Source organism: Actinoplanes sp. NPDC051851 (genome assembly GCF_040681165.1).
Classification (GTDB): Bacteria; Actinomycetota; Actinomycetes; order Mycobacteriales; family Micromonosporaceae; genus Actinoplanes.
The window spans coordinates 1-21838 of the sequence record NZ_JBFAYF010000098.1 but is presented as its reverse complement, the minus strand read 5'-3'; the positions used below and the strand labels follow the sequence as shown (position 1 = coordinate 21838).

The 21838-nt window shown below is 72.3% G+C and carries 22 protein-coding genes; 14 read left to right on the top strand and 8 right to left on the bottom strand.

All coding sequences use genetic code 11. The features are described from left to right. Window positions 1-129: 129 nt before the first annotated feature. Both AB0M08_RS44500 and AB0M08_RS44495 read right to left on the bottom strand, forming a co-directional pair. Entirely contained in the window at window positions 130-1035 is a 906-nt protein-coding gene (locus AB0M08_RS44500) for a DMT family transporter (RefSeq protein WP_364507486.1), read from the bottom strand. Between the two features lie 93 nt (window positions 1036-1128). Further along, a complete protein-coding gene (locus AB0M08_RS44495) occupies window positions 1129-2025 on the bottom strand; it encodes a LysR family transcriptional regulator (protein ID WP_364507483.1) in 897 nt (298 codons plus the stop codon). A gap of 41 nt (window positions 2026-2066) precedes the next feature. Here AB0M08_RS44495 and AB0M08_RS44490 point away from each other — a divergent pair, with 41 nt between their 5' ends. Next, window positions 2067-3176 carry a hypothetical protein gene (locus AB0M08_RS44490; protein ID WP_364507480.1) on the top strand — a complete coding sequence of 370 codons (1110 nt, stop codon included), beginning with the start codon at window positions 2067-2069 and terminating at the stop codon, window positions 3174-3176. 58 nt (window positions 3177-3234) lie between these two features. Here the strand turns inward: AB0M08_RS44490 and AB0M08_RS44485 are convergent, their stop codons facing one another. Continuing rightward, window positions 3235-3720 (bottom strand): hypothetical protein, encoded by a 486-nt coding sequence (locus AB0M08_RS44485; protein WP_364507477.1) that lies wholly within the window; start codon window positions 3718-3720, stop codon window positions 3235-3237. Between the two features lie 282 nt (window positions 3721-4002). Between AB0M08_RS44485 and AB0M08_RS44480 the strand changes: the two genes are divergently transcribed. The 4 genes from AB0M08_RS44480 to AB0M08_RS44465 are packed head-to-tail and all read left to right on the top strand — an operon-like array spanning window position 4003 to window position 6562. Beyond that, window positions 4003-4155: a hypothetical protein gene (locus tag AB0M08_RS44480; protein ID WP_364507474.1), complete on the top strand. Its 153-nt coding sequence runs from the start codon at window positions 4003-4005 to the stop codon at window positions 4153-4155. Continuing rightward, window positions 4152-4871 carry an FHA domain-containing protein gene (locus AB0M08_RS44475; protein ID WP_364507471.1) on the top strand — a complete coding sequence of 240 codons (720 nt, stop codon included), beginning with the start codon at window positions 4152-4154 and terminating at the stop codon, window positions 4869-4871. The genes AB0M08_RS44480 and AB0M08_RS44475 overlap by 4 nt, the downstream gene beginning before the upstream one ends. Before the next feature lie 44 nt (window positions 4872-4915). Further along, window positions 4916-5647, top strand: coding sequence for a hypothetical protein (locus AB0M08_RS44470; protein ID WP_364507469.1), 732 nt, complete (start codon window positions 4916-4918; stop codon window positions 5645-5647). 57 nt (window positions 5648-5704) lie between these two features. Beyond that, window positions 5705-6562 (top strand): hypothetical protein, encoded by an 858-nt coding sequence (locus AB0M08_RS44465; RefSeq protein WP_364507466.1) that lies wholly within the window; start codon window positions 5705-5707, stop codon window positions 6560-6562. Between the two features lie 14 nt (window positions 6563-6576). Here AB0M08_RS44465 and AB0M08_RS44460 read toward each other — a convergent pair whose 3' ends face one another. Beyond that, window positions 6577-8007, bottom strand: a complete 1431-nt coding sequence (locus tag AB0M08_RS44460; RefSeq protein ID WP_364507463.1) for an MFS transporter — start codon at window positions 8005-8007, stop codon at window positions 6577-6579. 106 nt (window positions 8008-8113) lie between these two features. On the opposite strand from AB0M08_RS44460, the gene AB0M08_RS44455 reads away from it, so the two are divergent. Then, window positions 8114-8794: a TetR/AcrR family transcriptional regulator C-terminal domain-containing protein gene (locus AB0M08_RS44455; RefSeq protein WP_364507460.1), complete on the top strand. Its 681-nt coding sequence runs from the start codon at window positions 8114-8116 to the stop codon at window positions 8792-8794. Here the strand turns inward: AB0M08_RS44455 and AB0M08_RS44450 are convergent. Beyond that, window positions 8754-9248: an SRPBCC family protein gene (locus AB0M08_RS44450; protein ID WP_364507459.1), complete on the bottom strand. Its 495-nt coding sequence runs from the start codon at window positions 9246-9248 to the stop codon at window positions 8754-8756. The two genes, AB0M08_RS44455 and AB0M08_RS44450, sit on opposite strands and share 41 nt — an antisense overlap. An 80-nt stretch (window positions 9249-9328) precedes the next feature. Beyond that, window positions 9329-10084 (bottom strand): DeoR/GlpR family DNA-binding transcription regulator, encoded by a 756-nt coding sequence (locus tag AB0M08_RS44445; protein WP_364507456.1) that lies wholly within the window; start codon window positions 10082-10084, stop codon window positions 9329-9331. A gap of 79 nt (window positions 10085-10163) precedes the next feature. On the opposite strand from AB0M08_RS44445, the gene AB0M08_RS44440 reads away from it, so the two are divergent. The 5 genes from AB0M08_RS44440 to AB0M08_RS44420 all read left to right on the top strand — a co-directional run bounded on the left by AB0M08_RS44440 (window position 10164) and on the right by AB0M08_RS44420 (window position 17670). Next, window positions 10164-11375 (top strand): MFS transporter, encoded by a 1212-nt coding sequence (locus AB0M08_RS44440; protein ID WP_364507453.1) that lies wholly within the window; start codon window positions 10164-10166, stop codon window positions 11373-11375. A gap of 99 nt (window positions 11376-11474) precedes the next feature. Next, window positions 11475-12746, top strand: coding sequence for a carboxylesterase family protein (locus AB0M08_RS44435; protein ID WP_364507450.1), 1272 nt, complete (start codon window positions 11475-11477; stop codon window positions 12744-12746). Window positions 12747-12916: 170 nt separating this feature from the next. Beyond that, window positions 12917-14470 (top strand): M4 family metallopeptidase, encoded by a 1554-nt coding sequence (locus tag AB0M08_RS44430; protein ID WP_364507447.1) that lies wholly within the window; start codon window positions 12917-12919, stop codon window positions 14468-14470. Window positions 14471-14679: 209 nt separating this feature from the next. Beyond that, a complete protein-coding gene (locus AB0M08_RS44425; protein ID WP_364507444.1) occupies window positions 14680-14985 on the top strand; it encodes a hypothetical protein in 306 nt (101 codons plus the stop codon). 180 nt (window positions 14986-15165) lie between these two features. Beyond that, window positions 15166-17670 (top strand): S8 family serine peptidase, encoded by a 2505-nt coding sequence (locus AB0M08_RS44420; RefSeq protein ID WP_364507441.1) that lies wholly within the window; start codon window positions 15166-15168, stop codon window positions 17668-17670. 150 nt (window positions 17671-17820) lie between these two features. Here AB0M08_RS44420 and AB0M08_RS44415 read toward each other — a convergent pair whose 3' ends face one another. Further along, the gene (locus tag AB0M08_RS44415) at window positions 17821-18786 is read right to left on the bottom strand and encodes an NADP-dependent oxidoreductase (RefSeq protein ID WP_364507438.1); all 966 of its coding nucleotides are present in this window, start codon (window positions 18784-18786) and stop codon (window positions 17821-17823) included. A 103-nt stretch (window positions 18787-18889) separates the two neighbouring features. On the opposite strand from AB0M08_RS44415, the gene AB0M08_RS44410 reads away from it, so the two are divergent. Together AB0M08_RS44410 and AB0M08_RS44405 are read left to right on the top strand one after the other, a co-directional pair. Then, window positions 18890-19462: a TetR/AcrR family transcriptional regulator gene (locus tag AB0M08_RS44410; RefSeq protein WP_364507435.1), complete on the top strand. Its 573-nt coding sequence runs from the start codon at window positions 18890-18892 to the stop codon at window positions 19460-19462. Window positions 19463-19593: 131 nt separating this feature from the next. After that, complete coding sequence (locus AB0M08_RS44405) at window positions 19594-20088, top strand: PRC-barrel domain-containing protein (RefSeq protein WP_364507432.1); 495 nt, start codon at window positions 19594-19596, stop codon at window positions 20086-20088. Between the two features lie 67 nt (window positions 20089-20155). On the opposite strand, the gene AB0M08_RS44400 is transcribed toward AB0M08_RS44405, so the two are convergent. Continuing rightward, window positions 20156-21088, bottom strand: a complete 933-nt coding sequence (locus AB0M08_RS44400; RefSeq protein ID WP_364507429.1) for a LysR family transcriptional regulator — start codon at window positions 21086-21088, stop codon at window positions 20156-20158. Window positions 21089-21203: 115 nt separating this feature from the next. Here AB0M08_RS44400 and AB0M08_RS44395 point away from each other — a divergent pair. Next, window positions 21204-21838, top strand: a 635-nt coding sequence (locus AB0M08_RS44395) for an MFS transporter (protein WP_364507427.1), incomplete at its 3' end; no start/stop codon positions are given.

The window sequence follows — 21838 nt, the reverse complement described above, 5'->3', positions numbered from 1 at the left end:
CGGACCGCCTGCCGCCCCTCACCGCCGGGGAACCGGAAACCGGGCCGCAGCCGCAGGCCCAGCCGCCGGAGCTGTATCGAGCGCCCCGATACAGCACTGACGACCAGCCGTGGGGTTTGCGGACGGCGGTCAGCGTGGCGTTGCGGCGGGGGACGGATGCGAAAGCGTGGGCAGGGAGCGGGGCTGGCGGCGTACACAGAAAATGGCGGTCAGGACCGTGAGGGAACCCACCGAGATCGGCCACGTCAGGGGCTCGTCCAGGAAGAGGGCGCCGAGCAGGACCGCGACCGGCGGGAAGAGGTAGGTCACCGTCGCGGCGACCGGGCCGCCCTCGCGCAGGATGAGGTCGACGTTGAGCACGTAGGCCAGACCGGTACAGATCACTCCCAGGATCAGCAGGGCGGCCAGCGCGTCGGCGCGCACGGTGATCGGCTGCCGGCCACCGAAAGCGAGGGCCGGCAGCATGAGCAGGGTGCCGGCGGTCAGCTGGCCCGCCGCGAGCACCAGCGGGGGCAGGCCGCGGCCGGTGAGGAAGCGGGCCATGTAGGCGAAGCTCGCGCCGAGACTGATCGTGCCGATCGTGAACGCGAGGATGCCGCCGGAACCGTTCCGGGTGTGCCACGGGGCGGCGATCAGGAGGGTGCCGGCGAGGCCGAGCGCCAGGCCGAGCGCGCGCCAGCCGCCGAGTCGCCGCTCCTGGCGCCAGAGCAGCGTCACCAGCACGGTCCACATCGGGGTGGTCGCGTTGACCACACCGGCGACGCTCGACGAGGCGGTGCGCTCACCCCAGGCGAACAGGGTCCACGGCAGGGCGTTGCCGAGCAGCGCGGCGACGGTGAGATGTCCCCACAGTGCCGCGCCGCGCGGCGGTCGCAGCTTTTTCGCGTACGCGATGACGAGCAGGACGACAGCACCGAGCGCCAACCGCGCGAAGACCATCTGTATCGGGGCGAAGGCGTACCCGGTCACTTTGATCCAGAGGAAGACCGATCCCCAGATCGACCCCAGCAGACCGAGTCTGATCAGACTTGCCATGGACACGTGTCGTCCTCCTCGAGCAACGGATGAGGCCTCATCCTCGGAGGCCGGGACGTTTCAGGTCCATCGCGAGAAAACGGGCGCGACCGTTCAGCGTTCCTTCACGATCGCGTCGAGCACTGCGGCGAGGTGCGGGGCGGTCTCGCTGCCCCGGCGCAGCACCGCCGTGATGTGCCGGACCGGGCGGTCGCCGTCGAGCGCGCGGATCACCACACCGGGACGCGGGGCGACACCGGCCAGCCGGGAGACCAGGGCCGGGCCGAGGCCGAGCGCGACCGCGGACATCGTGCTCTCCCCGTCCCCGATGTGGTGGGCGACGAACGGTGTGAAGCCCGCGGCCACGCACGCGGCCAGGCAGATCTCCCGGCAGACACCGGCGTGCGGGAGGATCCACTCCGCACCGGCCAGGTCGGCGAGGCGCAGCGTGGGCGCGGCGGCCAGCGGATGGTCCTCGGGCAGGGCGACGTCGAACGGATCGATCAGCACCGGCGACCGGTGGAAGCGGCGGTCGGTGGCGACCGGGCCGTGCGGCGACTCCACGGTCAGCACGATGTCCAGGTCACCCCGCAGGAGCAGGTCGAACGCCTCGGGCGGCTCGGCCTCGGACAGCCGCAGGGTCAGCAACGGCGCGGCGGACCGCAGCGACCAGAGGGCGGGCAGCGCCAGGCCGGTCAGCGTCGCGGGGAACCCGCCGAGGGCGACCTCGCCGGCCGGGGCGCCCGCCGACGCGGCGATGTCAGCCTGGGCGAGCTCGATCCGGGCGAGGATCTCGTCGGCGTGCCGCAACAGGATCCGGGCGGCGCCGGTGAGGCGTACCCGGCGGCCGGTGGGCTCGATCAACGGGACGCCGGCCTCCCGGCTCAACGCGGCCAGCTGCTGCGACACCGCCGACGGGGTCAGGTGCAGCGCCTGCGCCGCGGCGGTGACCGTGCCGCGCTGATGGAGTTCCCGCAGCACCCGCAGGCGGCGCACGTCCAGATCCCGCACGCCGACAATGTAGACCGGGGTGGATTGATCAGAATAGCCGGATGAACGATGCGGAGATCGTCGAGCGGCTCGGGCGGCACCGGGAGATGCGGGCGGCCACGGTCGGCGGGCACGCGGTCTTCGTCGACACGGCCGCGTTCCCGGCCGGGGAGCTGACCACGGTGCACCGGGTGCGCGACGGGCGGGTCACGGTCGTGCGGGCGGAGTCGGGGTCGTACCGGGAGGACGTCGCCCGGGTGCTGCTCGATCTGCCCCTCGGCGCCGACGGGCGGATCCGGGCGGCGCCGATCGATCTGCCGGGACTTCCGTTCGACCGGGCGATCGCGCTCACCGACCTCTCTGCCGGGGAGGTGCCGTGCACCGTCGTGGCGGCCGTCCACCACAGTGAGATCCGGGCGGGTGAGCCGGAGCGGGACTTCCAGGCGGCGATCTCCTCGCACGGCACCGGGCTCGTCCACCACATCGGCAACTGGCGCCGGACACCGGTGGCGCGCGCCGACGCCCGGCTGCTCGACGACTGGCCCGGCGGCATCATCCGTAGGTCGTCCACGCTGCACGCCTGGCCGGCCGAGCGCCTGCTGACCCGGGTCGCGCCGGAAGGACCCGCCGGTGTGCGCGTCGAGATCCACGCGGTGGGCGGCGAGGTCCTCGTGCTGCGGCGCGAGTGGGACCGCGGCGTCGGCACGCTCACCCTCCCGGACGGTACGCCGACGCCGGTCGACCTGCCCCGGCACGAGCTGTGGGCCCGGCTCGGGCCGGTCTTCCTCGGCGATCCGGCCGCTCTGGTCACGGAGCATTCCGGCACACCGGAGACCGACGTGCTGGACCTGCGATACCAGACCGAGGAGCACGGCTGGGCGTCGCTGCCGATGATGGAGACACTGGACCACTGCGTGGCCCGGCTGGACCGGCACATCCTGCGGACGCCGGGCAACTGGGCGGTCTTCACCTCCCGCTCGGACGCAGTGATCCAGGTGGAGTGCACCGCGGAGGGGCTGCTCTGGCTGGAGACCCCGTACCCGGAGGAGAAGCGTTCCCACGGCCGGGTCGTCACCGTCGAGGAGGCCGCGGCCCTGCTCACCACCCTGGCCCGCGAGGACCGCAGCGCCGTGGACGACCTCCCCGGCGTCGAGGTGATCGGCTGGGACTGACCGCCCGGTCCGGCCGGTGGCCCGGAAAGGGCTGCCACCGGCCGGAGCCTCCGCGGTGTCAGCTGGTGGTGGTCCCGCCGGTGCTCGCGGTGCCGTTCTGCTGGGTGGCGCCGCCCGGAGGCGTGCCGGCCTGCCCGGTCGTCCCACTGCTGTCCTGACCGGTGGTTCCGGTGCCGGTCTGACCTGTGCCGGTCTGCCCGGTCGTCCCGCTGCCGGTCTGGTCTGTGGTGCCGGTGCCGGTCTGGCCGGTGTCCTGCTGGCCGCCTGTGCCGGTGCCCTGCTGGCCGCCCATGCCGCCGCCGGGGAAGCCGCCGCTGCCGCCCGGACCCTGCTGGACGCTGCTACCGGAATCGACGGCCATACCCGCGGCGAAACCCCCGCCGCCCGCGAGCACGACCGCCGTGACCACGGCCATGATCACCTTCTGGCCGGTCCAGGCGCGACCGCCCACGGCGCCACCGGGCCCCGGCACCGGGGCAGGCGCCGGGGGCTGCGCGGGCGGCGTCCACGGGTTGGCGGGCTTCCAGGTCTGGTCCGTGCTCATCGTCGGTCCCTTCGTGAGATTCGTGCGCCACGTCGGTGAGCGCTCGTATCGAAAGTGAGCACGGGATCTGTCGATTGACTGTGCCGTCCATGCGGACTACCTAGGTCACGCGGCCGAACCTCTCGGCCGGCTGTCCCGCTCTCCGGCCTGGGACCTGCCCGTTCGCACGCTTCGCTCGCCCGTACGGCAGCGCCCGCAACCAATCCGACGCCTCGGAAGCCCGGCGGCGATCCGGTGTCGCACAGTGGTGGGGCGAACGGAACGGACGACAGGAGGCGAGCGGTGACGGAGGACGAGGGCTGGCCTCGCGGCACGACGGGTGACCTCACCCCGGGGTGGGCCGCGGTGGTCACCGGTACGGCGCTGGTGTTCATCCTGCTGGTCGTCGCGGCCCTCTGCGTCGCGGTGCTGCTGGTCGTGCGGGGCGTCGCGTGAACGGTGGACTGGTCGCCCGGCGAGCTGCCGAGATCGTCGACGCGTGGTGGATGGCGAGAGCGGGCGTCACGCCGCGGCGAGCCGAGCGGGCCGTCCACCGTGTCCTGGTGGCCCGGGGGCGCGAGTCGGCCCACGGCATCGTCTATCCGCCGGCCGCCGTGCTGTATCTGCCGCCGGACCACTATCAGCGGACCGGCGTGGCGATCGCGGCGGAGCTGCCGGCGATGCGGCGGCGGATCGCCGAACGGCTGGGCCCGGGCTGTCCCGCATCGTTCCGGCTCTCGGTACGGCCCGACGCCTGCATCCGGCGGCCGCAGGTCGCGGCACCCACGGTCGCCGGGATCCGCCGCGACACCGACCGGACGCTGGTCGACGCGACGCTGATCGATCCGAAGTCGCCCGTGCTGGCTCTGCGGCCGAGCGACGGCGCCTTCCCTCCGATCCCGGTGCCGGAGAACGGCCTCGTCGTCGGCCGCAACGACCGGCGCCTCCGGCGGCTGCTCGACAGCCGCGTCTCGCGCGATCACCTCGAACTGACCCCGGTCGGCGGCGGCGTGGTGTCCTGCCGCGACCTCGGCTCGCGGAACGGGACCTGGGTCGACGGCACCCGCGTCACCGGCACCGTCCGGCTGCGGCCCGGACAGCGCCTGCGCGTCGGCGACACCGAGTTTCAGCTGGTGATGCAGGATGCCGCCGACCGTGGAGGCGGGGCATGAGGCCGGTGGCTGGGCGACGCGGCGAGCCCGGGGAATACTGGCGTGTGACTCATTTCGTGACGGCCGCCCGGGAACTGGTCGTGCGGTACCCGTACAAGCGGCGGAAGGTGACTCTCCGGCCGGGCGACGACCCGCTGTTCCTGGACCGCCGCTTCCTGAACCGGACCGATCTGACCGTGTCACGGGCCCCGGACGCTCCGGCGCTGCTGATGCGGGCCGGTGAATGGTGGCTGGACAACAACTGCAGCCGCCACCAGGTGCCGACGGTCTTCACCCCGGACCTGGGGCGGCGCGTCGAGGTGCCGTACGGCTGCAGCTTCCGGTTGCGCGAGGGCCACAACGACCTGCGACTGTGGGCACCCGAATACGCCCTGTCGCTGACCGTCGCCGGTGTCCCCGATTCGGCCGCGGGGACTCCCGACACCGGCCCGGTCACCATCGTGGGTCTCTCCGACAGCCAGCGCCGGGTGCATGCCCTGTTCCAGCGCAGCCCTCGCTACAAGCTGGTGATGGCCGCCGTCTACCGGGATTTCCTGACGCCCGGCATCGACCGCCCGCGGGAACTGTCCCGGCAGGACGCGGCGAAGTGCGTCGGCGGCGATCCGAACGAGGTCAGCGACGCGAAGAAGGCCGTGATGCAGGCCATCTGGGGCGAGCAGGGCCACGGTGACCATCTCGCCGCCTACCTGATCAACCACCGGTTCCTCACCCCCTCCGACCAGGGTCTGATCCCACACCGGGGCTGCGCTCACCGGGACGCCGCGGTCCGTCGTTGACCGTCCCGGCCGTCGCCCATCGTGCACTTCGGAACCCGCGAGACCAGGAGCGAGATCATGCCAGCCCTCGGCCCGATCGTCAGGACGTGGTGGATTCCCACGCTCGGCCTGGTTCTCCTGCTCGTGGCCGTGGGCGGGCTCTGGGCGGTGGACGGCGGCGCCGAGAGCATCCACGCCGCACCGCCCTCGCGGCCCGGCGACGGGACGGACCCGGGCCTGGCGGACCGGGCACTCGCCGCGGTCAGCACCGACGCGGCGACCGCGACCGTGCTGCGGCGCGGCCTGGTCCGCACCGGGTACCTCCGCTCCGAGCCGGACTACCTCGGCCTGCTCACCCTCCGGGCCGCCTGCGCCGGGAACGGGAGATTCACCCTCCGGGTCCGCGGGCTCCCCGGCGGCGTCGCCCTCGCCGAGGTCCCGGTGCCGTGCGGCGCCCAGCCCGAGCCGGTCGGCGCGACGTTCCTGACCGGCGGCGACATCACCCTGGTGGAGTACGCCATCGAGGAGGTCGACCGGGCCACCGTCGGATCCGGATTCGCCTACCGGGTGACCAGCAGCACCGGCGACCCGATCATCCGCGGCGACGCGACCGGCGACCCGACCGCGGCCCTCGAGCTGAGCGGCCACGCGGGCTTCGGCGGCAGCGACTCGGCGACCGACGGCGACGGCGGCGTCTTCGCCAAGCGCCTCAGACTACGCGGCCGATACCGGCTCGCCGCGGCCTGCACCGGCTCGGGGACCCTGCACCTGGAGGTCCGCGGCACCGGCCACGCCGTCGACGTGCGGTGCCAGTGGCCGCCGGCCCGGCAGGACGTCGACCTCGGCACCATCGTCCGGGACGTCGACCTCACCTACTCCTACACGGCCGACTCGATCGAGCCGACCGACTTCGCGTTCCAGATGATCTCCCGCTGACAGCACGCGGCTTCTCAGGACGCCTTCGCCGAGCGGCGCGCCGCCCACACGATCAGGGCCGCGCAGAGCGCCGTGCAGACCAGCGTCGCCGTGGTCACCGCGTTCTCGAACGAGTGGATCCCGGCCGCGGACGAACCCACCGCGGAGAGCGAACCCCCGATCGCCGCCGCCACGATCGTGCCGGTGATCGCCATGCCGACGCTGCTCGCGACCTCCTGGCTGGTGTCGCTCATCGCCGCGCCGACCGACGTCTGGTCCTCGGGCAGGCCGCGCATCACGGTCACCCCGGCGATGGTGGCGACGACCCGCATCCCACCCGCCGTCAGGGCGAGCGCGATCGCGATCCACACGTAGTCGTACCGGCCGAGCAGCCCGTAGATGAGCAGCCCGGCGATCACCGCGGTGGCGCCGACGACCGCGGCCCGGTGCGTGCCGAGCCGGTCGACGAACTTCTCCACGAACGGGCCGACCGCGAGCATCACCACGACCTGCGGCAGGTTGCCGAGCGCGGCCTCGGCCGGCGACCAGCCCCAGACAAGCTGGAGTTGCAGCGACACGCTGTACGCGACGACCGCCATGCCCAGCCCGAGCGCCGCCTCGTACGCCAGGCTGGCCGACACGGCGGGGCGCTTGAGCAGCGCGACGTCGAACATCGGGTGCGCGGTACGCCGTTCCCGCACGACGAATCCCACGGCGGAGACGATCGCCGCCAGGCCTGCGAGCCACGGCGCCGGGTGACTCCAGCCCTCCTCGACGGCGAGCGTCGCCGTCCACAGGACCAGGACGAGGGTCGCCGTACCCAAGAAAGCTCCTGGAAGGTCGAGGGGAGCCGGGTTGCGCTGGGCCGGGTCGTCGGCCGGGATCCCGCCGCGGATGCAGAGGATGGCCAGCAGGGCGATCGGCACGTTCATCACCAGCAGCGTCTGCCACGGCAGCACCTGGAGGACGAGACCACCGATCGTCGGCCCGACGGCCATGCCGACCAGTCCGACCGTGGCGATCAGCGAGGTGGCCCGCATCAGCAGGTTCTCCGCGTCGAAGAGCCGGAAGCAGAGCGCCATCGTGCCGGGTGCGGTCATCGCCGCGGTGATGCCGATGACCGCGCGGACCGCGATCAGCTGGCCCGGCGTGTGCACGGCGAGGACGGCGAGGTTGGCGAGCGCGAAGAGGACCAGGCCGATCAGCATGACCCGGCGGGTCCCGTACCGGTCGGCGATCGCGCCGAACGCGACCATCAGACCGCCGAAGAGCAGCGAGTACCCCGACGTGATCCACTGCAGGTCGGACGCGGAGGCGTCGAGTTCGCGGGCGATGGTGGGCAGGGCCACGTTGAGCACCGAGTTGTCGAGCATCTCCACGAGGAAGACGACCGACAGCCCAAGGATGGCGGGCCACACGGCGCGGAGCGACCCGGCCTTGCGCGGCGTGTCGAGCAGAGTAGTCATCGAAGGCTTCTTTCGGACTTATACCGATTTTTCTGAGCAAGTCTCTGGAACGTTGTTCCAACGACACCCAGTCTGGAACGACGTTCCAGACATGTCAAGATGGGGCATGGCCAGTGACAAAGCCCTCTCCCGCGACCGCATCGTCGACACCGCGATCGCGATGCTCGACGCTGCCGGCGAGTCCGGCCTGACCTTCCGCGCCCTGAGCGCCCGGCTCAAGACCGGCCCCGGCGCGATCTACTGGCACGTGGCGAACAAGGGCGAACTCCTGGCCGCCGCCACCGACACCGTGGTCACCCGCGCGATGGCCGCCGACCCCGCCGCAGCCACCCCGCCGGACGAGATCCGCGCCATCGCCCTCGGGGTCTTCGACGCGTTCGACGCCCACCCGTGGATCGGCGACCAGCTCTCCCAGCTGTCGGCCCAACCCACGACCCTGCGCGTCTTCGAGAGCCTGGGCCGCCGCGTCCAGTCCCTGGGCGTCCCCCCGGAGGACCAGTTCAACGCCGCGTCCGCCCTACTCAACTACATTCTCGGGGTCGCCGCCCAGAACGCGGCCCTGGCCCGCTCGGTCGCCCGGGGCACCGACCGCACCGAGGTCCTCGCCGCCGTCGACGCCCTCTTCGCCGGCGTCGAGACCGGCGACTTCCCGTTCCTCCGCTCGGTCGCCACCCAGCTGCGCACCCACGACGACCGCGACCAGTTCCTGGCCGGCATCAACCTCATCCTGGCGGGCATCGTCTCGCTCAACGAGGGAACGTCTCGCCGGTCTCCAGCAGTGTCTTGAGCTCTGACAGCAGGTGGGGCCAGCCCTCGCGGCAGATCCCCACGAGGCGCCCGCCCGGCTCGAAGTCGTCGTGGACGACGGTCAGCTTCACGACGTCTCCGACCGGCTCGATGGTGAAGGTGACCTTGGACCGGCGTTCGAGGGTCAGCGCGTCGAGAAGCTCGTCGTCGAATCCGTGCAGCCGGGCCCACGCGGGAGTGAACGTGTGCCACGTGTAGGAAAGCCGGTGGTAGGGCTTCGACTCCAGGACCACCTGAGCCGGGTCGGCACTCCGGACACCCTGCTCGTCCCAGGCCATCGTCGATCCTTCGGCCCAGTCGGACTCCAGCGCCACGCCCCAGTACCGCCGCGTGAGCGCGGGATCGGTCAATCCCCGCCAGAGCCGCTCCGGCGTGGTGTTGACGTATGTCGTGTACGTGAATGATGCGTTGTCGCCCATGGTCTCGCGCTCCATTTCCACGGTCGGACCGGCCGATCCAGCGTTCCGTAACTCGGCAAGCGCCGCCAGCCCGCACAGCGGCGGCACCGCGGTCACTACACCCGCTGCACCACGGTGCCGGCCGCGGTCAGTGCCGCCACCGGGGCCTCGTCCGCCTCCGTGTCGGTGATCACCACGCTGAGTGCGGAGACCGGTGCCACGAAGGCCAGCGCCGTCCGGTCCAGCTTCGCCGCGTCCGCCAGGGCGATGACCCGTCGCGCGGAGGCGATCGCGGCCCGCTTGACCGACGCGTCCGCGAGATCGTAGGCGGTCATCCCCTCCGCGGTCAGACCGCAGCAGCCGAGGATCGCGGTGTCGAATCGCAGCGCCGCCAACGACGCCTCCGCCAGTGGCCCGGTCAGTGCCAGCTCGCCCGGCCGAGGCTCCCCGCCAGGCAGCAGGACGCGCAGTTGAGGCGCCCCGACCAGTGCGTTCGCCGCGTGCAGGGACAGCGGCATCACGGTCATCCGGCGCCGCGCGAGCAGGTGCGCCACCTCCAGGCAGGTGGTCCCGCTGTCCAGCACGACGGCTTCGCCGTCACTGATCATTTCTGCCGCGGCCTCGGCGATCCGGCGTTTGGCCGCGGAGCTTTCCCGGGTACGCGCGGCGAACGGCGGTTCCTCCCCGCGCAGGGTGATGCTGCGCGCCCCGCCGCGGAAGCGTTCCAGCATTCCCTGGTCGGCGAGGTTCTCCAGGTCGCGGCGTACGGTCATCTCGGAGGTGCCGGTCAGCTCGGCCAGCTGGGTGACACCGAGTCGCCCGGCCTGCTGCACCGCGTCAAGGATCCGCCGGTGGCGGTCGCCGATCGTCACGCGGACACGATACACCGTTTCAAACAGAAGATCTGTTTGTTATGTTCGGAATTATGTTCAGAACCTGGCAGGCCGCTCCATGACCTCGTCCACTGCCACACCCGTCTCCTCGGCCGTGCGGGCCGCGACCACCGCGACGTACGCGGCCTTCGCCGGCTCCGGCTTCGCGTTCGCCAGTTGGGCCTCCCGGATCCCGCAGGTCCGCGACCGCCTGGAGCTCGACCCGGCCGCCCTCGGCCTGGTCCTGCTCGCGATCGCCGCCGGCTCGCTGCTCGCCCTCCCGCTCTCCGGCCCGGTGGTGACCCGGATCGGCTCGTCCCGCACGGTCGTCGCGATGTCCGTGCTGCTCGGCCTCGGCGTACTCGTCGCCGCGCTCGGCTCCCTGGTCGGCGTGGTCCCGGTGGTCGCCGGCCTCTTCCTGCTCGGCTTCGCCAACGGCGCCTGGGACGTCGGCATGAACGTCCAGGGCACCGTCGTCGAGCGCCACCTCGGCAAGTCGATCATGTCGCGCTTCCACGCGGGCTTCAGCCTGGGTACGGTCGCCGGCGCCCTGATCGGCGCCGCCATGGTGGCCCTGCACGTCTCGGTCGCCGTCCACCTGACCGTGGTCGCCGTGGTGGTCGTCTCCCTCGTCGTCTGGCAGGCACGCCGTTTCGTCCCCGACCACGACCCGTCCGAGCCCGCCGCGGACACCGAGGCCGCCCCGCAGGCCGGCGCCCTGGCCGCCTGGACCGAACCGCGTACCCTGCTGATCGGCGTCTTCGTGCTGGCCTTCGCGTTCACCGAGGGCGTCGGCAACGACTGGATCAGCGTCGCGGCCATCGACGGCTACCACGTCCCGGCCGCCCTGGGCACGCTCGCCTTCGCCGCTTTCCTGACCGCGATGACGATCGGCCGCTGGTTCGGCCCGGCCCTGCTGGATCGCTACGGCCGGGTCCTGGTGATCCGCGTCCTCTGCGTCTTCGGCGTGATCGGCGTCGCCGTCTTCGTCTTCGCCCCGTCCCCGGTCTACGCGTTCATCGGCACCCTCTTCTGGGGCCTGGGCGCCTCCCTGGGCTTCCCGGTCGGCATGAGCGCCGGCGGCGACGACCCCAAGCGCGCCGCCGCCCGCGTCAGCGTGATCGCCTCCATCGGTTACTGCGCCTTCCTCGGCGGCCCGCCCACCATCGGTTTCCTCGGCGACCACCTCACCGTCCTGCGCGCCCTGATCGTCGTCGCCTTCCTGCTGGGTCTGGCCGCCCTGATCGCCACCACGGTCCGCCCCCTCCCCGGTTCCACCGACCGCCACTGACACCCACTCGGCCGCCGCCGCCAGAGCCGCCGGCGTCGGACGATGGCGGCATGGCGCTCCCGGAAACCCGGTTGCGGGGCCTCCCGGTCTGCTGTTCCGATGGCTCTCGTGTCGACAGCGGACGTCAGGCTGACCTCAGGTGTGGTGCGCGGGCAGATCGAATCGGACATCTCCGTCTTCCGGGGGATCCCGTTCGCCACCGCGGACCGGTTCGGTGCTCCCGGGCCGGTCGAGCCGTGGAGCGGGGTCCGGCCGGCGGTCGCGTTCGACGAAGGGCTGACCGTCAACGTCTGGAGCCCGGACACCGACGCGACACTCCCGGTGATGGTCTGGATCTACGGCGGCGGCTACGAGATCGGAACATCGAGCCTTCCCGAGTACGACGGTGCCGTCCTCGCCCGCACCGGGCCGGTCGTCGTGGTCACGTTCAACTACCGGATCGGCGTCGAGGGGTTCGGCCACGTCGACGGGGCGCCGCCGAACCGCGGGCTGCTCGACCAGGTCGCCGCCCTGGCGTGGGTCCGGGACAACATCACCGGTTTCGGCGGTGACCCCGGGCGGGTGACCGCCTTCGGCGTGTCCGCCGGCGGTGGCTCCATCGCCGCGCTGCTGGCCATGCCCCGGGCCGCCGGGTTGTTCCAGCGCGCGATCGTCCAGTCGATGCCCGGCACCTTCTTCTCCCCGGAGCTCGCCGCCGACATCGCCGCGTCCGGCTTCGCCGCCTCGTCGCCGCGCTGGGGCCTCGCCGGGCACCGGTCGATCCGCTTCTCCCCCGTGGTCGACGGCGACATCCTCCCGACCACCCCGTGGGAGGCGCCCGCCACCGGCGTCACCCTGCTGGCCGGCCACACCCGCGACGAGCAGAGTCTGTTCACCGCGCTGACCGGCCCGGTCGACGCGCCCCTCGGCCTCTTCGGCCCGGTCGGCGCCTACCCCGACATGAGCCCCGAGCAGCTGCACGAGCTCATCCACTCCGACTGGCTCTTCCGGATGCCGACGGTGACGTTCGCGGACGCCCACGCGGCGGCCGGCGGCCGGACCTACCTCTACGAACTGACCTGGGCGGGCGGGCCCCTCGGCGCCTGCCACGGCCTCGACGTCCCCCTGGTCTTCGGCAACCTCACCCGGGGCGAGACCGCTCTCCTGATCGGCGACCCGACACCCGAGGCGATCGGCCTCTCCCACCAGATGCGCACCGCATGGACCGCCTTCGCCACCCACGGCGACCCGGGCTGGCCCGCCTACCACCCGGCCGGCCGGCTCACCCGGATCTTCGACGTCCCGGGCAGCGTCGGGCCGTACCCGGAAAGCGTCTCCCACCGGATCTGGCGATCCCACCGCTTCGCACCGCTGCCACTGCTCGACGAGTGACTTGAACCTTTTGGGGCGGACCGTCCGTACAGGGGAATGCGCTGGTCATCCTCTCAAGGCCGTGGGCGTCGTCGATGCGCCGCACCCTGAGACGGATCGGCCGGTGTGCATCTGATCGCCGCCGAGCCTGCGCCCGCCCCTCCCCGGGCGCAGGGAGAAGGAGCACCGTCTTGAAACGACGCATCCCACTGATCATCGTGGTGGCCACCGCTACCGCGGGATCGGTGACCATGGCCGTGCTGTCCCACACGGCCTCGGCGGGGCAGACCACCGATACCGCCCCGGTCGACGCGGTCACGCTGGCCAAGTCGACGGCCCAGAAGGTCGTCGCGAGCCGGCCGCAGTCGCTGCAGGCGAGCCAGTGGGACGACTACCAGCAGCAGGCCGTGCTGAGCTACCAGGACATCAACTACGTGCCGTACACCCGCACGTACAAGGATGTCCCGGTCCTCGGCGGTGACTTCGTCGTGCAGACCAACGCGGCGGGCGACGCGACCTGGACCTCGGTCGCGCAGACCACCACGATCGGCGACATCTCGGTGGAGCCGGAGCTGACCGCCGCGAAGGCCACCCGGATCGCGAAGGCGCAGCTCGACGCGGTGACCAAGGTGGAGGAGACCACGCTCGTCGTGGACGCGACCACGCAGGACGCCCGGCTCGCCTGGTCGGCCACCGTGGACGGCACCCGCGACGGCGACATCAGCCGGCTCACCGTGATCGTCGACGCGATCGACGGTGACGTGCTGGGCACCACCGAGCACGTCTCCGAGGCGACCGGCACCGGCGAGGGCGCCATCTACGGCGACGTCCAGTTCGAGGACACCCAGTTCCGCCAGGGCTTCGCGCTGCAGGACCCCGACGTGGATTCGCTGGTCTGCCAGGACGCGGCGACCAACGAGACCTTCGTCAGCCAGGACAACCAGTTCGGCGACGGCGACGGCACCGAGGAGGAGACCGGCTGCGTCGACGCGTACTTCATGGCGCAGCAGCAGATCGCGATGCTGGCCCAGTGGCTGGACCGCGACGGCCAGGACGGTCAGGGCGGCTCGTTCCCGCTGCGCGTCGGCCTGCAGGACACCAACGCGTTCTTCGACGGCACCCAGGTCCAGATCGGCTTCAACACCCGGGGTGAGTTCCTCGGCTCGGCCGACGTGGTCGGTCACGAGCTGGGCCACGCGATCGACGCCACCACCCCGGGCGGCATCTCGGGTGGCAACACCTCGGAGTTCGTCGCGGACACCTTCGGCGCGGCCACCGAGGCGTTCATCAACAGCCCGAACGACGAGCCGGACTTCACCGTCGGCGAAGAGGTCGACCTGATCGGCCAGGGCGCGATCCGCGACATGCGTGACCCGTCGGCTCTCGGCAGCGACAACTGCTTCTCCAACCGTACGGCCCGCGAAGAGGTGCACGACGCGGCCGGACCGGGCAACCACTGGTTCTTCCTGCTCGCCCAGGGCACCGACGGCAACGGCCAGGGCGAGAGCCCGACCTGCAACAACAGCACGGTGACCGGCGTCGGCATCGAGACCGCCATGAAGATCATGTTCAACGCGATGCTGCTGAAGAACTCGAACTCGTCGTACCCGCAGTACCGGATCACCACCCTGCAGGCCGCGAAGAGCCTCACCCCGGGCGACTGCACCGACTTCGACACGGTCCTGGCCGCCTGGGACGCCGTCAACGTCCCGGCCCAGCGCAACGAACCCACCTGCTCCGCCTGACCGCGACCCCTCGACGGTCAGCGTCCCTCCCGGTCACCCCCCGAGGGGGACGCGCTAGGCAGAGCCCCCCATGAGGTCCGGGCACCGAACTGAGCACTCGGTGCCCGGACCTCCCCCTTTCCGGGGAAAAACGGACGATGACCCCGGCACGCGGACCGGACCGGACGATGCTCAGGGAACTTTTCGGGTACGAGGTCTCCGGAGGTTCGATGTCCGTCGTCATGGTTCTGCGGCTGAAGGCGAATCCGCGGGCGCTGGAGGAGTTCGCCACCGGCAACCCGGGGGTGATGGACGGGATCGCCGAGGCGGGGAAGGCGCTCGGCTGTGTCCGGCACACCTTCGCGGCGAACGGGGACGACGAGATCGTGGTCGTCGACGAGTGGGCCGACGAGGACGCGTTCCACAAGTTCTTCGAGAGCCAGCCGGACGTGCACCGGCTCATGGAGGCGGCCGGGGCGCAGGCGCCGCCGGAGGTCGCCTTCTACCGCCGGATCGAGACGCCCGGGCAGTTCTGACCACGGCGGAGTTCTGACCGCGGCGGAGTTCTGACCGCGGCGGGCGGCGCGGAGCGACAGGGTTTGCGGTCGGGTACGAGGCACAGCCGTACCCGGAAAAGGGGTTGAATCGGAAGTTTGCAACCGGGCGGCAACCCGGCGCATCCCGAGTTGATCTCGGCGGGCCGCACCTTGTGAGCCATGGCCATCACCAAGAAGCAGGCCCGCCGGGCCGCCGCGCTCACCGTCGCCACCGCCGCCGCCGTCACGCTGGCGAATCCGTTCGCCGGGGCGGCCGAGGCGGAGAGCGCCGCCGCCGGGATCGCCTCCGCCGGAGAGGTCAACGGGCTGACCGCGCCCAGCTCCACCAAGCAGGTCGCCGTCTCCGCGTCGGCCCAGTCGGAACTCGCGAAGCACGGCATCGTCGCGGACGGCTCCAGCCCGGCCGCTACGATCATGGGAACCGACCCCTACCGGCAGGTCCAGTGGGGATACGACGCGATCCAGGCGCCCGCCGCGAACACCGCCAGCACCGGCGCCAACGTCATCGTCGGCGTGGTCGACTCCGGCGTGGCGAAGATCGACGACCTCGCCGGGCGGGTGATGACCGGAAACGACTTCATCGCCTCGGGCAACGGCACCAACGACCAGAACGGTCACGGCACCGGCGTCGCGTCGATCATCGGCGCGACCACCGGCAACAGCGTGGGCATGGCGGGCATCGCACCCGCTGTCAAGATCCTTCCGGTACGCGTCTGCGACGCCAACGGGTCGTGCCCGGTGGACGCCGTCGCGGCCGGGATCACCTGGGCGGTCGACCACGGCGCCCAGGTGATCAACGCCAGTCTCGGCGGGTCCTCCACCGACGCGCTGACCGCCGCCGTGGCGTACGCGGAGAGCAAGGGGGTGCCGATCGCGGCCTCGGTCGGCAACAGCGCGGAGAACGGGAACCCGGTCCTCTACCCGGGCGGCTACGACACCGTGGTCGGCGTGACCGCGGTCGACTCGGCCAAGGCACGCGCGTCGTTCGCCGAGTACGGCAAGCAGGTCGACATCGCCGCTCCGGGCGTGAAGATCCTGCAGGCGTCGCCGACCGGCTTCGTCTACGCCTCCGGGACCTCCCAGGCGTCCCCGCACGTGGCCGGCGTGATGGCGCTCGCCAAGGCGTACAAGCCCGCGATCACCACCACCCAGATGCGCAGCGTGCTCACCAGCACCGCCACCGACCTGGGCGCCAGCGGTCGCGACGACCAGTTCGGCGCGGGCCTGGTGCACGCCGGGGCGGTGCTCACCGCCCTCGGCGCCACCGTGACCACCCCGAACGCCACCGCCACGCCGGTCACCGCGGTGCCGGTCACCTCGACCGCCACCCCGTCCTCCGGTACGTCCGCGGGCGGTGCCACCGTCACCATCACCGGCGGCAACTTCGGCACGCTGGACGTCACCAACGCGGCCACGGTCACCTTCGGCGGCGTCAACGCGGCCGGCTTCCAGGTGCTCTCCAACACCAAGCTGACCGCGGTCACCCCGGCCGGGGTCAACGGGCCCGTCGCCGTGGCGGTCACCAACGCGGCGGGTACCAGCACCGGGAAGCTGACCTACACGTACCGGGCCCCGCTCGGCGCCGAGTTCGACGCGGTCACCTCCAAGGTCACCGGGGGCACCGCCGTGCCGGTCACGGTGACCGGCGGCACCGTCGGTGACACCCAGGCCGCGTTCGCCGCGGAGAAGGTCACCGCGAAGGTCGGCGAGGTCAACGCCACCATCGCCTGGGTCGACTCCACCCACGTCAAGGTCACCACGCCGGCCACCACCAAGGCGGCCGCCGTGCCGATCACGCTCTACCACGACGGGGTGGCGGGCACGCCGTCGAGCTCGACCGTGTCGTACGCCCCCTCGGCCACCACGGTCATCCCCGCCAAGATCTCCACGGCGGGCGGTACCACCGTCACCATCAGCGGCACCGGCTTCCTCGGCGTCGACACGAGCGACTCGTCCGCGGTCACCTTCGGCGGCGTCGACGCGACGAGCTTCGAGGTCAAGTCGGCCACCCAGATCGTCGCGGTCGCCCCGGCCGGCACCAACGGCACCGCGCCGGTCGTGGTCACCACCTCCGGCGGCACGTCCACGGTGAACATCACCTACCGGGCGCCGCTCGGCATCACCGTCACCGACAGCACCGCGGTCAAGGCGTCCGGCGGCACGGTCGTCGTGGAGGTCACCGGCGCGACCGTCGGCACCACGCAGAAGGAGTTCGCCGCCGAGGCGATCACCGCGTCCTTCGGAAACTCCAAGATCGTCCCGACCTGGGTGGACAGCACGCACGTGAAGCTGGCGCTCCCCGCCTCGACGGCGGCGTCGGTCGCGGTCACCCTCAACCACGACGGGGTCGCGGGGGTACCGGCGACGATCGCGTACGCCCCCGTGGTGGTCAGCCTCTCGGCCACCAGCGACACCACCGCGGGCGGGAAGAAGGTCACCGTACGGATCGCGGGCGGCGACGTCTCGGCGGCGACGGCGTTCACGTTCGGCGACGGGGACGCCACGTGCACCGCGGTCGGCAAGGGGGTCGCGACGTCCTGGGCGTGCACGGTCCCGGCGGCGGCGCAGTCCGGGCCGACGTGGGTGTCGTTCACGGCGAGCAACGGGACGGTCAGCCGGTATACGGCGGCGGCGACGTTCTCGTACAGCGACCTGGACTCGTGAGAATCCGGTAGTGATCGGCCGGCCGGTGGGGGTACCCACCGGCCGGCTTTCTGTGGTCCCGGGGCGTGGGTCACGGGATGGCGCTGCGGGCGGGCGTGCCGCGGCGTGGGTCACGGGATGGCGCTGCGGGCGAGCGTGCCGGGGCGTGGGTCACGGGATGGCGCGCAAGGCGATCTTGCCGCGGCGGGAACCCCGCTCGGCGGCCGTGTGGGCGGCGGCCGCCTCCGGGAACGGGAAGACCGCCTCGATCGGGACGCGGAGACGACCCTGCTCGACGAGGGCCGCAGCGGCGGGGAGGCCGTGGGCGCCGTCGGGTTCACCGGCGAGACGTCCCCTGGAGAGCCGGACGCCGTGCTCGGCCGCGGTGAAGTCCGCGAGGGTCACCACCGCGGCGGGATCGCCGGTCAGGGCGATCAGGTTCGGGAGCGAACCCTTTCCGGCCACGTCCAGCGCCCGGTCGACACGGATAGTGGGACCGACATTGATCGGGGTGGCGCCGAGGCTTCGGACGAACTCGTGGTTGGCCGGGCGGGCGGTGCCGACGACCCGGGCGCCGCGGGCCACGGCGAGCTGGACCGCGATGCTGCCGACACCTCCCGCGGCACCGTCGATCAGCAGGGTCATGCCGGGCCCGACGGCCAGCAGGTCGAGGGCGCGGGTCGCCGTCTCGATGCTGGACGCGGCGGCGCCGGCCTGTTCCCAGGGCATGGCGGGCGGCTTCCGGGACCAGACCTGCAGGACCGCGAACTCGGCGACGGCCCCGCCCAGCCGGGCCACGTCGACGGAGCCGAAGACGGCGTCGCCGAGAGCCGCCCCGGCAACGGAGGCGCCGCCGGGCACGCCGGCACCACCCGGTGCGCCGGCGCCGGGAGCTTCCCCGGGCACGCCGGGGCCGAGCTCGTCGACCACCCCGGCGGCGTCGACGCCCGGGATGTGGGGCAGCGGGAGGCGGGCGCTCATCGGGGTACCCCCACCGCGCAGGCCCAGGTCGGCGGGGCTGACACCGGCGGCCCGGACGCGGATGCGGATCTGGCCCGGGCCCGGGTGCGGGGGCTCGGCCGTGGTCCAGCGCAGGACCTCGGGGCCGCCGAAACGGTCGAAGGCGACGGCGTACACGGGAAGCTCCTTTGATCGTGGAAGAACGGTCGCCGGGTACGGTAGGAGAGGAAACGGAGCGGGTGTTCCGGTACGGGCGAACCGAGAGGGACAGCGGGGGAAGGTGTCTCGGATACGGCGTGCGGACGCGCTGGCGAACCGGGAGCGGGTGGTCGCCGCCGCGCGGGAGACGTTCGCGGCCGCGGGGGTCGGCGCGCCGATGCGGGAGGTGGCGCGGCGGGCCGGGATCGGGGTGGCGACGCTCTACCGGCACTTCCCCACACGGGACGATCTGGTCGGGGCGGTCCTGGCCCGGCAGGTGGACGAGTGCGGACGGCAGATGCGGGCGGCGATCTCCGATACCGATCCGTGGCGGGGGCTGGCCGGGATCATCCGGGGGTTCGCCGAGCGGCAGATCCACGATCGGGCGCTCAACGAGGTGCTGCTCGGGTCGGGGAGCGCCGCCGCGGTCTTCCGGGAGCAGCGGCTCGAGCACTCGCGGTCGCTGAACACGCTGGTCGAGCGGGCCCGGCGGGCGGGTGCGCTGCGGGCCGGAGTGGACGCCGACGACGTGCGGGCCGGGCTGCTCGGGATCGCCTCGCTCCGGCAGCTGCCCCCGGAACGGAGCGCCGCGGTGATCACCAAGCTCGGCGACGTGATCCTGGCCGGGTTGCGGGGCGATACCCGCACTCCCTGACGTGACCTGGCGCCCATCGGGGTGATCCGGCGCCCATCGGGGTGACCTTGCGTTAGGGATGCTCCGGAGCGGGCATGAAGGCGGTATTGCCGGATGTGATACCCGCTTTGATACCCGCGAAGGAGATCCTCATGATCACCCAGGAGCATGTCCATTCGCTGCAGGGCAGCGACGTCCGCGACACCAACGGCGACCGGATCGGTACCGCCGGACAGGTGTGGACGGACGCCGCGGGCCAGCCGACGTGGCTCAGCGTCAGCACCGGACTTCTCGGGCACAGCGAGTCACTGATCCCGTTGCAGGACGCCCACCTGCACGGCGAGGAGCTGACCGTGCCCTTCGACAAGGAGATCGTGAAGAACGCACCGGACGTGTCCGCCGCACACGACGAGCCGCTGACCCAGTCCGAGGTGGACGAGCTGACCACGTACTACCGGGTCAACCAGCACGAGAGCCACCGGGCGGGCACGGACACGGGCATGGACACGGGCGTCGGCGTGGGCATGGGCACGGGCATGGGCATGGGCACGGCCGAGCGTGACGGCACCGTCGAGGGCGCGGGCACGCTCGAGGGCATCGGCCTGGACGACCCGGTCGACGAGGAGAACCGCCGCCGCCTCGGCTGACACGTCCGTCCTCGCAGGCCCCCGGAGGACCCGGGGGCCTGCGCACGTCCTGGCTCAGGTCGGCCCCCTACGTCCGTGACCAGGCCGGCGTCCATGTCCCGGGCCTGTTGAATCCGGTCGCGGTCGCCGTCAGGTAGTCGCGCAGGGTGGTCAGCGCCGGGTGGCGGTTGTCGCGGTGCCAGAGCAGCGAATGCGGGTAGACCGGTGCCGGGTCGATCACCGGGATCCGCCGCAGCCCGTGACCGTCCGGCCAGACCAGCCGGGTGTGCTCGCCGATGACGGTAGCCAGCGCCGGGGTGTCCGCGATCGTGTCGAGCAGGGCGTCCGCGCCGAGGTTGGGCCCGGTCGCCTCGATGGTGAGGCCGAACGCGGCGACCAGGTCCGCATAGTAGGCCGCCCACTCGGTACCCGGCGCGATCCCGGGCATCCAGATCCGGTGCCCGGCCAGCCCGGCGAGCGTCACCGCCGGGGCGGCCGCCAGCGCGTGGCCGGGCCCGGTGACCAGTTGGAGCGGCTCGTCGAGCACCCGGAGCACGCCGACGTCGTCGGGCAGCCGCCATCCCGGCATCGCGACGGCCCGGAACGACGCGTCGATCGTGCCGGACCGGATCGCGGCGACGGCCGTGTCGACGTCGAAGAGCTTCATCACGTCCAGCTCGACCGCCGGGTACGCCCGGTGGAAGTCACGGATCAGCCCGGACGTGGCCAGCCGCGAGGCGATCACGTCGACGCGCAGCGGGCGGCTGCCGGGCCGTACCGAGGCGGCGGCCCGTTCGGCGGCGCGCAGCAACTCCCGGGCGTGCGGCAGGAACGCCTGCCCGTCGATGGTGAGTTCGGCCCCACGGGGCGTACGCGAGAACAACGGCACGCCGAGGCTCCGCTCCAGCGCCGCGACCCGCTTGGAGACGGCCTGCTGGGTGATCGCCAGCTCGGCGGCGGCCTCCTGGAACCGCCCCGCCGCCGCGACGGCGACGAAGGTACGTACCGCCTCGAAGTCCATGCCCTCACAACTCCTGGTTGTCCGCTTGCGGCGTGTCGGTTGTTTGATCTGCCCGTACGTTGCCTGCTTGGATCCTCCTCGTCAACTTCTGGTTGTGTGCACCGAGGGAGCGGGGATGCTGGGGCGGCGGTTCGGGTGGCTCTGGGCGGCGTACGCGGTGAGCACGGCCGGCACCTGGCTCGGCTTCGGCGCGTTCCCGCTGATCACGATCCTGGTCCTGCACGCCACCCCGTTCCAGGTCTCGCTGCTCTCCGCCGCGGGCCTGGCCGTCGGCGCGGCGGTCGCGGTCCCGCTCGGCCCGTGGATCGAGCTCCGCCGCAAGCGCCCGGTAATGATCACCATGGACCTGCTCCGTTTCGCCGCGCTGGCCACCGTCCCCGCCGCCTACGCCCTCGGCGTGCTCACGTTCACCCAGCTCGTGCTCGTCTCGGTCGTCGTCTCCGCCGCCGGGATCACGTTCACCGCCGCCGGCGGCGCCTATCTCAAATCCCTGCTTCCACCCCAGGACCTCCTTCTCGCGTACGGCCGTCTGGAGGCGACCACCTGGACCGCCACCGTGGTCGGTCCCCCGCTCGGCAACGCCGCGATCGGCCTCCTCGGCCCGGTGGTGACGATCGCCGTCGACGCGCTCAGCTATCTGCTCTCGGCCCTGGGCATCCGCGCGATCGGCGGCCCCTCACCCGCCCCTCATCCGGCCGACCCGCCCTCGGCTGACACGCGCCAGGCCGGGCCGCGCCAGGCCGGGCCTGG

Coding starts and splice junctions, on each gene's coding strand:
- AB0M08_RS44435 (WP_364507450.1), top strand. CDS start 11,475: ATGGCTCTCGTGTCGACAGCGGACGTCAGGCTGACCTCAGGTGTGGTG.
- AB0M08_RS44405 (WP_364507432.1), top strand. CDS start 19,594: ATGATCACCCAGGAGCATGTCCATTCGCTGCAGGGCAGCGACGTCCGC.
- AB0M08_RS44425 (WP_364507444.1), top strand. CDS start 14,680: ATGTCCGTCGTCATGGTTCTGCGGCTGAAGGCGAATCCGCGGGCGCTG.
- AB0M08_RS44500 (WP_364507486.1), bottom strand. CDS start 1,035: ATGGCAAGTCTGATCAGACTCGGTCTGCTGGGGTCGATCTGGGGATCG.
- AB0M08_RS44440 (WP_364507453.1), top strand. CDS start 10,164: ATGACCTCGTCCACTGCCACACCCGTCTCCTCGGCCGTGCGGGCCGCG.
- AB0M08_RS44400 (WP_364507429.1), bottom strand. CDS start 21,088: ATGGACTTCGAGGCGGTACGTACCTTCGTCGCCGTCGCGGCGGCGGGG.
- AB0M08_RS44465 (WP_364507466.1), top strand. CDS start 5,705: ATGCCAGCCCTCGGCCCGATCGTCAGGACGTGGTGGATTCCCACGCTC.
- AB0M08_RS44485 (WP_364507477.1), bottom strand. CDS start 3,720: ATGAGCACGGACCAGACCTGGAAGCCCGCCAACCCGTGGACGCCGCCC.
- AB0M08_RS44460 (WP_364507463.1), bottom strand. CDS start 8,007: ATGACTACTCTGCTCGACACGCCGCGCAAGGCCGGGTCGCTCCGCGCC.
- AB0M08_RS44490 (WP_364507480.1), top strand. CDS start 2,067: ATGAACGATGCGGAGATCGTCGAGCGGCTCGGGCGGCACCGGGAGATG.
- AB0M08_RS44450 (WP_364507459.1), bottom strand. CDS start 9,248: ATGGAGCGCGAGACCATGGGCGACAACGCATCATTCACGTACACGACA.
- AB0M08_RS44420 (WP_364507441.1), top strand. CDS start 15,166: ATGGCCATCACCAAGAAGCAGGCCCGCCGGGCCGCCGCGCTCACCGTC.
- AB0M08_RS44455 (WP_364507460.1), top strand. CDS start 8,114: ATGGCCAGTGACAAAGCCCTCTCCCGCGACCGCATCGTCGACACCGCG.